This is a genomic window from Rhodococcus sp. IEGM 1409, from assembly GCF_030056735.1.
Classification (GTDB): Bacteria; Actinomycetota; Actinomycetes; order Mycobacteriales; family Mycobacteriaceae; genus Rhodococcus_F.
The window spans coordinates 1-12721 of record NZ_JASHKN010000010.1; the positions used below are offsets into that span (position 1 = coordinate 1).

The following is a 12721-nucleotide window of genomic DNA, read 5'->3' on the forward strand; positions in this document are numbered from 1 at the left end:
TGACGGCGACGGTGGCTCCGAGCTCTGCGGTGGGTTCGGTGCAGTTCAAGTCGAACGGTGCGGTGATCGGTTCGCCGGTTGCAGTTGCTTCGGGTGTTGCGACTCTGTCGCATTCGTTCGATGTTGCTGGCGCGCAGAGTGTTACGGCTGATTTTACCGCTGGCGCTGGGTTTGTGAGTTCCTCGGCATCGGCGCAGACGGTCACGGTGTCGGATCCGGCTCCGGTCGACAAGGCAACGAAGACGGTTCTGAGCGTTCAGGGTGAAGCCAAGGTCGGACTCCCTGTCGATCTCTTCGCGACAGTGTCCGAAGATCCCTCGGATGCCCTGGTGCCGTCCGGCGGAACGGTCCAGTTCAAGATCGGTGGAGTCGATCAGGGCGGCCCGGTCGCGGTTGTGGACGGAGTTGCCAAGCTGCCGCACGTATTCGGAGCAGAAGGCACCGTTGCAGTCTCGGCCGTATTCAGTGGATCCGGTGTGTTCACTTCATCCACAGCGGAATCCGTCGACGTCAACGTCACGGTTCCGACCCCGTCGGATGTCGAGAGCTCTACGTCGTTGACGGCTCCGTCTTCGGCTCGGGTCGGCACCTCGGTGCAGCTGAAGGCTGTGGTCAGTTCTTCCGGCGCGACGTCAGGAACAGTCCAGTTCTTCGACGGAACGACTCCGATCGGGACTGCTGTTGATGTTGTAGGTGGGCAGGCTGTGTTGACCCACACCTTCACCACGACTGGCAACCATTCGATCACCGCGGTTTACAGCGGAGCCCAGGGCGTTACGGGTTCCACGTCGACTGCGTCGGTTGTGAACGTCGGTAACGGGAGTGGCGGTTCCGGTTCGCTCGGATCGTTGTCGCTGCCGTTCGGTTCATGATTCTCCGATGATGTGATGCCCCCTTGTGCCCATGGGTGCAAGGGGGCGTTGGTCTTCGCGAATCGCTGATTGGTCGTTAGCTGAACTATCGGCAATTCATGAATATTTGTCTGAAATAACTGATACAAGTACTACTTTTGACGGGTACTGTACGAGCGTCCAGCTCCATTCCGATTTCCGCTCTGTTCGAGTGACCCCCTTCCGTGCGGTTCCCGATCCACGTCTGTTGCTAGCTGAGGAGAGTTCGTGTTGGTGAGAAAAAGTCCCGCAGTTGTTGTGGCGGCGTTGGTCGGTGGCGTGCTGGTGGCTGGAGGTATTGCTTCGGCGGCTTCGACGTCATCCCCTGCAGTGGAGAGCTCGATCGGGTTCAAGCTGGGTTGTGACGGTTACGAGCATTTGGCTGTTGATATCGCGGATGTGTTTCATTCGACGGGTGTTACGGTCTCGGCGCCGGAGAAGGTGGCGGCGGCGTCGACCTTCACTTATCGGGTTCAGCCGAATGTGATGTCGGTGCCGACGGGTGGGCATGCGGGCCGCAGTGTCGGTAAGTGGACACGGCTCAAGTACGACTTCGATATTCCTGCAGGGGTGTCGTTCGTGGATGCTCAAGTGGTGGTGGGTTCATCGTCGAATCTGTCAGGTGTAGCTCCGTCAGTGATTCGGATCAACGACGGCGGTTCGCCCGATGCCGCTGGCACGCATCTACGTATTTCGGGGAACAACCAGACGGCTGACTCGAACAACAAGGGCGGCAACGGCCCGAGCACGAGCAAGAACAGTGACGGTGGAATCGAGGTTGCGGCGGGGAAGACTTTCCGGTTGCCGGCGATCGATGTGACGGTGGTCGCCGGTGCCGCTGGTAGTACGGTGCAGCCGAAGTTGCGTGTCACTGATGGTGATTCGGGTTCGTTCAATTCGCCGAAAAATGCGTTCACTTTCTTGCAGAACGAAACGCTCTGGCCGGGGTACTGGGAGCGGTACAACTGCTCTCCGCGTGATTCGAGTGGTGGTGGGTTGAATGCGGGCGGTCAGGCGTTGGCCACCGTCAACGTCGTCTCGCAGGCGGGGACCACGACCGCAGTGACATCCGGCGCGGCGGCAACGGTCGGTCAGTCGACCGATTTGGTTGCGCAGGTCTCTCCAGTGCCGACGGGCGGCACCGTTCAGTTCAAGGACGGCGGAGCTGACATCGGCGCCCCGGTGGCCGTCGTCAATGGCGTTGCCACACTGCCACATACATTCACCGCGGCGGGAGATCACTCCATCACCGCTGTGTACGACGGTGTTCTCGAGTTTCTGACCTCCACGTCACCGGCACACACAGTGAGCGTGGCTGCTGCCGATGTACAGACGACTGCGTCGTTGACAGTCCCGAGCAGCGCCGTCGAGCAGACCTCGGTCGCGCTGACCGCAAACATCTCACCGGCAGCTAACGGTGGAACGGTCCAATTCAAGGACGGTGGCATCGACATCGGCGGACCCATCGCGGTGACTGCCGGAGCAGCGACCCTGGATCACACATTCACCACGACGGGAACGCACTCGATCACTGCGGTCTATTCAGGCACTGCAGGTTTCGGTGGTTCGACCACTCAAGCTCAGGCCATCGAGATCTCGAGTTCAGCGCAGAGCACGAGCACAACGCTTCAAATTCCGGCTTCGGCGATCACGGGTACGGCGGTTGATTTGACGGCGACGGTTGCTCCGAACAATGCTGTGGGTTCGGTGCAGTTCAAGTCGAATGGTGCGGCGATCGGTTCCCCTGTTGCAGTTGTTTCGGGTGTTGCGACATTGAGTCGCGCGTTCGATGTTGCTGGTGCGCAGAGCGTTACGGCTGATTTCACTGCTGGCGCTGGGTTTGTCAGTTCCTCGGCTTCCGCTCAGACGGTGATGGTCTCGGATCCGGCTCCGGTGGATGTCGAGACGACGACGTCACTCTCGGTTCCGGCGACGGCGATCACGGGTACGGCTGTTGATCTGACCGCGACCGTGGCTCCCTCGAATGCTGTGGGTTCGGTGCAGTTCAAGTCGAACGGTGTGGCGATCGGAGGCCCGGTTGCAGTTGCTTCGGGTGTTGCGACATTGAGTCACGCGTTCGATGCTGCTGGTGCGCAGAGCATTACCGCTGATTTCGCTGCGGGTGTCGGATTCAAGAACTCGGTTGCGAGTGCGAAGTCTGTTCAGGTCAGCGTTGCCGATCAGGAATCCGTAGTTGAACTGAATGTCCCCGCCGACGCCAAAACTGGTGTGGCGACCGACTTGTGGGCAACCGTCCGGACGTCGTCGGATGACGCTGTCGGTGTCGGTACCGTCCAGTTCTACGACGGTGGCGTCGCAATCGGCGGTTCTGAAGCGGTGACGGCCGGAGCTGCTGGTCTATCGCATACGTTTACCTCCGCGGGTGCGCACGGCATCACGGCGGTTTACTCGGGCGGAGCCGGTGTAGTGGGATCTTCGGCCCAGGCTCGAACGGTGAATGTAACGGATCCTGCGCCTTCGGATGTCACCACGGAAACTGTGGTGACGGTCCCTGCCGATGCCGTCGTAAACAAGTCGGTGACCCTGTCGGCGACTGTCAGTTCGGTGCAGAACGGTGGAACCGTGCAGTTCATGAATGGGGACACCCCGATCGGTGACGCTGTTGCGGTGATCAACGGGATCGCGGCGCTCAACCACACCTTCACGACAACTGGCACGCACTCGATCACGGCAATTTACAGCGGCGCAGCCGGATTCACGGGCTCGACCTCGACCGCCCACGCAATTCAGATCAAGGCTGCAACCGGCGGTGGCTCAGGCAGCCTCGGTTCAGGCAGCGCTGGTTCGAGCGATTTCCTTCCGTTCGGTTCCTGATCGAAAGTGTTCAGGTCGCGGCCCCGAGGCAATATCCCTCGGGGCCGATCGACAGGGTGAACTGCATCGAGCGTGCGTTACCCGTCCCGTCGGTGACGGGCAGGGTGACATGGACGTAGTCCCCTCGAACCGGAGTGACTGTTGCGGCGTCGGCATCAAAAGACTTGATGCCGGACAGCTGATTCGGCTCGAGCTTGAGCGGCGGCTGGCCGGTGGCCCCGGTGCCGTCCGGATCCCACGGACCGTTGCCTGGGCAGATCAGCGGATAGAACGTCTCGACGTCACGGGTGTTGACCGGCCGTCCCGTTGCGCGCGAGAGAAATCTGACGACTGCATGGGATGCGTCAGCCGGCGTGTAGAAATTGGATTGCCCCGCAGGGAAGACGAAGGGGCACGCATATCCGGAGGCGATCTCCGAGCGCTTGGCGGCGACGGAGAGTCTGCCGCCACTCCACGTGACCGCGTACTGGCCGTCGACACCTGGTGCTGAGATGGCCGTCAGGATGGCGGGCACGTCCGAATATCGGTCGGCGATCGTAGTGGGCGGCATCGTCCAGCACGCGTTCGTGAGCGCGTCCACGTCCAAGGACACCAGGTCTGTCGCCCAGGCTGCCAAGGCCGGCGCAGCGGCCGGATTGCCGGGCACGTCACCAACCGGCGGCACCACGACCGCTGCTGTGGGTGCAGTCGTCGTCGTGGGCGCGAGAGTGGTTGTCGTGGTGGTTTCCGTCGTCGGAGGCGAAGGTTCGTCGGTCAGGATTCCCGTCCGTCCGTCGTCCTCACATGCGGTTATCGCCAATGTCATGGCGAGCGCGACTGCCCCCACTGCCGCTCGTCCTGCCGACTTCATTCGTTAGTACGCCCCTTTTGCGACATTCTGACCAACATCCACCCCAGAACTGCTGCGGGTCAGATCACGGATTCCCGTCTACGCTAGCGAACTGTGGATCCCGTTTACAGAACAGTCATCGGCATCGCCCGTACCGTCTTCGCTTTCGAGGGCCTGAAGTTCTCCGTCAAGGGAGAGCAGAACATCCCGGCGTCCGGTGGCGCCGTGATCGCGATCAACCACACCGGGTACATGGACTTCACGTATGCGGGACTGCCGGCGCGGACCCCGAAGCGCTACATCCGGTTCATGGCCAAGAAGGAAGTCTTCGACAACAAGATCTCCGGACCGATCATGCGGGCCCTCAAGCACATCCCGGTCGATCGCGGGGCCGGGGCCGACTCCTACAAGGCAGCCGTCGATTTCCTCAAGCGTGGCGAATTGGTGGGCGTGTACCCCGAAGCCACGATCAGTCGGAGCTTCGAGATCAAGGAATTCAAGTCCGGCGCCGCCCGGATGGCGATCGAGGCCGGCGTCCCGATCATTCCCGTCGTCATCTGGGGCGCTCAGCGCGTCTGGACGAAGGGTTACCCGAAGCGTTTGGGCCGCACCAACACTCCTGTCTCCATCGCCGTCGGCGAGCCGATCGCGCCCTTCGAGCCGGCGAGTGAGCTGACGGCGAAGCTGCACTCGACAATGCAGGAGTTGCTGCTCGATCTGCAGAAGAACTACGACCACCCGGCAGGTGAGTACTGGGTGCCTGCCCGCCTCGGTGGAAGCGCTCCGACGCTCGAGCAGGCGGACAAGATGGACGCCGACGAGGCCGCGGCAAAGGCCAAGGCTCGCGAAGCGCGGAAGTCCGAAGGCTGACCGATGTCCTTCGAACCCGTTTACACCGCCGTCGAGGTAGTCGCGCGTGGTCTGAGCGGTTTCCAGGGGGTGAAGGTCGCCCGCACCGGGACTGAGAACGTCCCGGTGTCCGGTGGTGCCGTCATCGCGATCAACCACACGAGTTACCTCGATTTCATCCCGGCCGCTCTGGCGGTCGGGACCGCAAAACGCAAGCTCAGGGTGATGGCCAAGGCTGAGTTGGCAAACAACAAGGTACTCGGCTTCCTCATGCGTGGATGCGGCGTCATCGAAGTGGATCGCTCTGCCGGAGCGCAGGCGTATCGAGCCGGAGTCGACGCCCTGAAGCGGGGCGAGTTGGTGGGCGTCTACCCGGAGGCGACGATCAGCCGGAGCTTCGAGATCAAGGAAATGAAATCCGGAGCAGCTCGGATGGCCATCGACGCCGGCGTTCCGATCATTCCGCTGATCGTCTGGGGCGCCCAGCGGATCGTCACCAAGGGCGGACCGAAGAATCTGGGCCGCAATCACTTCCCGATCTCGGTGGAAGTGGGCGCACCGATCGATCCGGTCGAGCCCGCCGAAGCATTGAGCGAGATCCTGCGCATCGAGATGGATGCGATCCTGCGCCACGTTCAGGACGGGTTCGTGCACGAGCCCGGGGCGTACTGGGTGCCGCGCCGACTCGGCGGTGGCGCACCGACGCCGGAGGAAGCCGCGGCCATGGACGCACAGGAACGAGCGAAGCGGGCGCGCTGAGCGAGACCGTCGTACCGGACAGGCACAATGGCGGTGTGAGCCCAGACCGTCGTATCAGCCCTGACCGCCCGACCTTGGTCGCCTCCGATGTCGACGGCACCCTCATCGATCACGACGAGTTGATCAGCGCCCGCACGCGCGCCGTCGTGCATGCCGTCGTCGAATCCGGCACGCCGTTCCTGCTGGCAACCGGCCGCCCTCCGCGTTGGATTTCGCCCGTCGTCGAAGGCTTGGGATACGCGCCACTCGCGGTCTGCGCCAACGGAGCCGTTGTGTACGACAGCTACGCCGACCGAGTCCTCAGTGCCGCGACCTTGTCGGTGGACGCACTGACCGAACTCTCCGAACTGGCTCTGGTTGCACTCCCGGGGTCGGGATTGGCCGCGGAACGGGTGGGGGAGAGCGCACACGACGCCGCCACCCCGCAGTTCGTCAGCTCACCAGATTACGAGCACGCCTGGCTCAATCCGGACAACACCGAGATGTCCGAGGACGAAGTGCTTGCGGCACCGGCCGTCAAACTCCTGATTCGTCGTCCGGGTATGACCAGCACGGCGATGTACGACACGCTAGCCCCGCACGTCGGTGCGCTCGCGGACATGACCTACTCGACCGAGAACGGATTGATCGAACTTTCGGCGCCGGGAATCACGAAGGCGTCGGGACTGGTTGCCGCCGCGGAGAGGTTCGGCTTCGATTTGTCGGGTCTGGTTGCCTTCGGGGACATGCCCAACGACATCCCGATGCTGGGGATGGCACGACTCGGCGTGGCCATGGGTAACGCTCACCCCGAGGCCAAGGCCGCAGCCGACGAGGTCACGGACACCAATTCGGCGAACGGGGTCGCAAAAGTCCTCGAGCGCTGGTGGTCGTAGAACCCACCAGCGCCCGAGGACGTGTACTGCTCGAGTGTCAGCCGACAGGCGCGCTGTTGGCCATTTCCTGGGCAAAGGTTTCGTTGTAGGTCTTGAGGACCTTCGTGACCATGCCGGTGATCTGGTTGAAGATCAGCGAGCCGTTCTCGAAGTCGCTGCGCAGGCCGTCCGGGATCGAGTACTCGTCCGAGATCGGCAATCCGAGTTCACCCGCGTCGGAACCGAAGCTCTGCCACGACTTGAAGATCTCGCCGAGCACGGTGAACACTCCGCCGTTGGGTGAGGTGTAAACAGCGCCGTTCTGGAACAACGCACCCTGGTTGCCGAGTTTCGCCTGCAGGATTCCGGACAGCGCCTGGCCGAGGCGTCCGAGGTCACCACCTTCGGCGATCCACTTCTGCGCGAGCGGTGAATTGTCCGTGATCTTCAGAATCTGGGTGACCAGATCCGGGATCGACGATCCGGTGCCACCGGTGACCGTGTCGACCGGAGTGGTCGGCTTGGGCGCAGGCGTCGACGGATTGGAGGGGTTCGACGGGTTCGACGGGTTCAACGTTCCGCCGATGTTCGCGGCCGCGATGTTCCGGATGTCGTTCATGTGTGCGTACGCGGCATCACCTGGGCAAGCCGTGTTTCCGACGTCGCGGTGGGCGAAGATGATCGGCAGATCCACTGCTGCGCCCTGCGGGTACGGAGTGAACTCAGTGCCCTCGGAGTACATGGTCGTTCGGCCCTTCGGATCGAGGCCCGCCATACCGAGCTTCCAACCGAGGAACTTGCCGACGGCGTTGAGCGTCGCCTGCGAAGGCTCGACAGTGGAGTAGTCACCCATCATCGCGATACCGGTGGTGTTCTCGTTGAAGCCGCCGGCGTGTGCACCCTGAACTGCCTTGTCGAGTCCGCCCGCACGGCCTTCGAAGGTCTGACCGTACTTGTCGACGAGGACGTTGTATCCGACGTCGCACCAGCCGAGAGTCTGTGCGTGGTAGGCGTAGATCGAGCGGACGATTCCCGCCGATTCGGCCTTCGTGTAGTTGTTGCTACCCGCGGTGTGGTGAACGGTCGCGCCGCCGATGAAGTCGTCGTACGTGGGGGAGTCGCATCGAAGTGACTCGTCTGCTCCCCACTGTGCGCGGGTGATGACGGACGGTCCGCTGCCGCCGAGCGGCGCTGCGACGGCTTGCAGATTGCTGTCTGCCTCGCTGGCACCCGGGTCGATCAACACGGCGGTGACGGCATCTGCTGCCGTCGTCACCTGGCGAAGCGGCTTGGACACCGAAGCGGGGGTGTACCCGAGTTCGCCGGTGGCTGCGGGTGCTTCAGCAGGCGCAGGCGCTTCAGCAGGCGCAGGCGCTTCAGCGGGTGCGGCTTCCGGAGCGGGCGCGGGGACAGCTTCCGGCAGGGGTGCGGCTTCCGGCGCCGGCACAGCCTCGGTTGCGGGGGCAGCGACGCCCTGCGGGGTGAGGATCTGGATGGACTTGGTGGCGCCGACGAAGACGGGCTCGGTGGCGGTACCGGAGTTGGTGGCCTGATCCGAACTGGCGGAATCGATGGCGTCAGGGGTGAACCACGGGCCCCAGGTGCCGTCTTCGGCCAGGGCGCGGACCTTGGACTGCGCCGAGGCGATCGTGTCCGAGGTCAACGCCACCATGCTGAACGGAGTGTCGCGGGTGACTTCCTTGACCACTGCGCCTGGCTCTTCCTCGGAAGGAACCGGAGCGGTCTCGGTCGGGCCGCCGGGAGCAGCGGGTGCCGGGAACAGCTCGGTCGGCAGCGTGACCCCGGGAGGTAGCGGGATTTCGGTCGGGAGCTTGAGGTTTCTCAGATCACCGAGGTTGATGTCGGGGAGATCGAGACCGGTCAGCTCCTTGACCGGAATGATGATGTCGGGCACCGACGCGAGGAGCACCTCTGCGATCTGGGTCGGCACTGCTACTGACGACGTTTCGTTCGCGGAACGTACATCGGACGTAGTGCTCGTGAAGCCGTAGACCGCAAAAGGACTTGCGACAGCCACTGCGGCTACAGCCCCGAGTACGAGCGAGGGCTTCGGTCGACGGTGTGGCAAGGGATTACTCCTCGGTTGTAGTTACTTGCGAGCGAACTTCAGGGCCTATGACGGCCGTGAACGGAATCCTTCAAAACCGGATCCGAGCAGGTCGGATGCCATGTTCTGGGGTTGAACTCCAGTTTTCGGACGCGTACGTCTGCAACTCGTGATGCTGGTGTGACTTGTGTGACTGGTGTTGCTAACTCCAAACACTCTTGCCACACTAGTCACAAAAGTCCATAACGCTCAACCTTAGGGTGAGACTTTAGCTAAATCGTTGTGGACTGGCCTGCGCGCGGAGTACCGACTTCGCGGACTCGTGAGGCCGGTAGCGATGAGGAGAGCATTGATGGCGAGAAGCGGAAGAAGCGGAACTGCAGGTAAGAAGCCTGTATCCGGTCGCGCAGGTCGCTTTCTGGTGGGCGGACCCGGGAGGCGAACCTCGCTGATGCGCGTCTCGGTCCTCGGACTCGTTCCAGCTCTCGCACTCGGCGTCGCGATCGGAGGCTTCACGCAAATCCGCGCTGACGAGCCGTCGATTTTGCACGCCGTCGCCGCCGATACACAATTCACACTCTCCGGTCACGGCAACGGGCATGGCCGCGGAATGGGCCAGTGGGGCGGTTACGGCTACGCCAAGAATGACGGTTGGTCCGGCGAGCGAATCCTCAGTCACTACTACGGCGGAACGATCCTGGACTCCATGCCGCCCGCGCAGATGAGTGTGCGGCTCACCGCGCAGGACAACTCGACACTCGACGTCTACTCCGACGCCGGCCTCGTGGTCAACGGTCAGCGCACCGCGCCCGGTGAGGCCGCCCATCTCACTGCACTCCCCGGTGGTGGTGCACAGGTGGTTGTCACCAGCGGATGTGGTGGCGGGGTCGTCTGGGAAGCGGTCACAGATCATCCGTGGGTGGACCCGGTGGATCTCAGTCCTGATCGACCCGCCGACCAGTTCCTGAAGCTGTGCGACAACGACGCGCCCTATCGCGGTGCCCTCGGCGTAGTGCTCGACAACGGCTCGGCGCGGACGGTGAATCTTCTCGACATGGAGGATTACCTGCTCGGCGTGGTACCGGTGGAGGCCAAGGCAGAATGGGCCGATTCCGGTGGGGCCGAAGCACTCCGGGCTCAAGCCGTGGCAGCGCGCTCGTACGCTGCAACCGAACATCGGTCCTCGTACGCCGACACCTGCGACACGCAGGACTGCCAGGTGTACGGCGGCGCGGGCAAGGAGGATCCCCGCACCACCGAAGCGGTTCGCTCCACCGCCGGCGCCGTTCTGTCGCGTGACGGCAAAATCGTGGCCACTGAATTCTCCTCGTCCACAGGAGGTTACAGCTCCGGCGGTGAGTTCCCGGCCGTCGAAGATCTTGGTGACGCACTGTCTCCCAATCATGATTGGACCGTGAATCTGACCGCAGGGCAGATTGCGGACGCCTTCGGTGTCGGCGAGCTGCAATCACTCAAGATTCTCTCGCGCAACGGATTCGGCGCCGACGGTGGACGAGTGACGGCAGTCGAGGTAGTCGGTACAAGCGGCACGGTCGGTGCGACCGGAATGCAGTTCCGTCAGAAACTCGGCCTGAAATCGGACTGGTTCACCATCGGTGACGGTGCCGGTGTGGTAGTGGCACCTGATTCGGAATCGACAGTGCCGGAATCCAATTCGCCATCCGATGATCCATCGGGTACGGTTACGGAGACGCAGATCGAGAAGAAGTATCGGGAGCTCGGCGGTGAAACCGGCTCTCTCGGTGCTCCTGTCGGCCCGGAGATGCAGTTGCCCTCCGAAGCAGGCACTTTCCGTGTCTACGAAAACGGAACCATCATCTGGACAAAGGTTTTGGGTGCGCAGGTAGTTGATGCCAACGTGCTCCGCGAGTGGATACCGACGGGCGGAAGCTAGGGGAAGGTCGGTCGGTAGCGACTCGCACGTATCGACTCTGAAGGGTCTCCGCCGCAATCCGGTGGGGGCCCTTCAGGTCGTTTCAGGAGGTATCGGTTGACCTGTCAGATGGTCGGAGCGTCGCCGAGCAGACGGTACTCGAGCCACAACTCCGCACGTTCCGTGGGAGAGCCGAGGTCGAGTTGGAGAAGGCTCTCGATCCGAGCGAGTCTGCTGCGCAACGTATGCCGGTGAATATTCAGGGCTGTGGCTGCGGCGTCGCCCACCCCGTTGTGTGCCAGCCACATAGCCAAGGTCCGGTAGAGATCGCTACCGCCCTTCGCTTCCAGAAGCGGTCGCAAGTGTGCTGCCGCGAATGCAGTCGAGCGATCCTGATCGAGAAACGCGGACAATCCACTCTCCGAGAGTTCGGCGAACCGCATCGAGGGTAGGTTGCGGGCGCCGGCCTCGGCTGCTGCCTGCGCGGCTTGGCGTCTGGCGCGCGAGAGATCGTCCCACCACAACATGTCCGACACGCCGACGGTTACATCGATCTCTTTGACACGGGCGAGGATTCGTCCGCTGTCCGTGGCCGAGACGACGGCGATCAGCGCACCGTCGGTGATGCCGAACGCCAGATCTCGGCTCAGACCGTCGAGCAGTGAGACGGACACGCTCTCGAGCAGTCCGATGGGACCCGCTACGTGAAAGACCTGGAAAGGTTCGACGGGAAATCCTCCCCACAGTTCACCGGAGATGTTGCGGGCGAGCGCATTCTGACCTTCGAAGAGCTGATGCATCGCAACGGTGCGCAGGTGGTTCATCGTCAGCTGTGAATCTCGGGTTCGAGCCGTCATCAGAGTGAGCAGAGAGGCAGCTGCGATGACGATGCCCTGATTCAGTGAACCGACGGCGCCAGGGCAACCGGCGACGAGGTATCCCATCAGCTTTCCCCTCGACGTCGTGAGGGGATGGGAGATGACGTCTTCATTTTCACTCGTGACGAAGCTGACCTCCATCGGGCGAGCGTCGCGCTCAGGGGCCGTTCGCTCGATTCCTGCGGCCGCGGCGGAGTGCGAGATCTCGACGGTATGGCCGGCCGAGTCCAGCAGCGCTGCCCATCCGCCGATCAATTCCGCGACCCGTCGTACGACCGCCCGGGTGCCGTTGACCGTCACCGCAGCTTGGAGCAGTCGCCGCAGGCTCTGGTAGTTGCTGCGAAGGGCTTTCATGTCGTCGTCGGATTGCGCCTTCGACACCGCTTTGGTGAGCGCGATGAAAGGTGTTCGCAAAGGGACGTCGAGAAGGGGCACACTGAAACGGGTGGCCGCATCCACCAGAGTCTGCGGTGCCTGCTCGTATCCGAGGCCCGTTCCGAAACCGATTCCGGCAATTCCAGCCGCAACCAGGGTCCGTACGAATCTGATCGTTTCCGCCGCCGTCGTCGGTAGTGACACCCCGGTGATGAGCAGTAGTTCGCCGCCGTCGAGGAAGGGCGTCGGATCAGGAAGTTCGGAGACATGTGCCCAGGTCAGGGTGCGATCGAGCTGGTCGTGCCCGGCCAGGACGCGAAGGCCGAACTGGTCGGTCGCACAGAGTTGGCGGAGGGTGATGGGCATGGGTCCAGTCTGGCACCCCGGACCCGCCACTTTGTAGTGCCTGCGGTCACGTTTGTACAAAGTGGAGCCTGACGCGAGCTTGCCGAAGGTCCGACACTGGCGCTATCGAAAATGCGCTCCAGAA

9 protein-coding genes are annotated in these 12721 nt (G+C 62.8%); 6 read left to right on the plus strand and 3 right to left on the minus strand.

Translation table 11 applies throughout. From position 1 onward, the window contains the following. Both QM716_RS23000 and QM716_RS23005 read left to right on the plus strand, forming a co-directional pair. On the plus strand, nucleotides 1–872 hold an 872-nt coding region (locus tag QM716_RS23000; protein ID WP_283306447.1), incomplete at its 5' end, for an Ig-like domain-containing protein. Between the two features lie 246 nt (nucleotides 873–1118). After that, complete coding sequence (locus QM716_RS23005; RefSeq protein ID WP_283306448.1) at nucleotides 1119–3725, plus strand: beta strand repeat-containing protein; 2607 nt, start codon at nucleotides 1119–1121, stop codon at nucleotides 3723–3725. A gap of 10 nt (nucleotides 3726–3735) precedes the next feature. Here QM716_RS23005 and QM716_RS23010 read toward each other — a convergent pair whose 3' ends face one another. After that, nucleotides 3736–4575, minus strand: a complete 840-nt coding sequence (locus QM716_RS23010) for a hypothetical protein (protein WP_283306450.1) — start codon at nucleotides 4573–4575, stop codon at nucleotides 3736–3738. 93 nt (nucleotides 4576–4668) lie between these two features. On the opposite strand from QM716_RS23010, the gene QM716_RS23015 reads away from it, so the two are divergent. The 3 genes from QM716_RS23015 to QM716_RS23025 are packed head-to-tail and all read left to right on the plus strand — an operon-like array spanning nucleotide 4669 to nucleotide 7037. Continuing rightward, nucleotides 4669–5424: a lysophospholipid acyltransferase family protein gene (locus QM716_RS23015; protein ID WP_283306451.1), complete on the plus strand. Its 756-nt coding sequence runs from the start codon at nucleotides 4669–4671 to the stop codon at nucleotides 5422–5424. A gap of 3 nt (nucleotides 5425–5427) precedes the next feature. Continuing rightward, nucleotides 5428–6162, plus strand: a complete 735-nt coding sequence (locus tag QM716_RS23020; RefSeq protein ID WP_283306452.1) for a lysophospholipid acyltransferase family protein — start codon at nucleotides 5428–5430, stop codon at nucleotides 6160–6162. A 53-nt stretch (nucleotides 6163–6215) separates the two neighbouring features. Further along, nucleotides 6216–7037, plus strand: coding sequence for an HAD family hydrolase (locus QM716_RS23025; RefSeq protein ID WP_283306692.1), 822 nt, complete (start codon nucleotides 6216–6218; stop codon nucleotides 7035–7037). 37 nt (nucleotides 7038–7074) lie between these two features. On the opposite strand, the gene QM716_RS23030 is transcribed toward QM716_RS23025, so the two are convergent. Beyond that, nucleotides 7075–9105 (minus strand): N-acetylmuramoyl-L-alanine amidase, encoded by a 2031-nt coding sequence (locus QM716_RS23030; protein WP_283306453.1) that lies wholly within the window; start codon nucleotides 9103–9105, stop codon nucleotides 7075–7077. Between the two features lie 331 nt (nucleotides 9106–9436). Between QM716_RS23030 and QM716_RS23035 the strand changes: the two genes are divergently transcribed. Continuing rightward, the gene (locus QM716_RS23035; RefSeq protein WP_283306454.1) at nucleotides 9437–10999 is read left to right on the plus strand and encodes a SpoIID/LytB domain-containing protein; all 1563 of its coding nucleotides are present in this window, start codon (nucleotides 9437–9439) and stop codon (nucleotides 10997–10999) included. Between the two features lie 104 nt (nucleotides 11000–11103). Here the strand turns inward: QM716_RS23035 and QM716_RS23040 are convergent, their stop codons facing one another. Further along, nucleotides 11104–12597 (minus strand): PucR family transcriptional regulator, encoded by a 1494-nt coding sequence (locus tag QM716_RS23040; protein WP_283306456.1) that lies wholly within the window; start codon nucleotides 12595–12597, stop codon nucleotides 11104–11106. Between the last annotated feature and the right edge of the window lie 124 nt (nucleotides 12598–12721).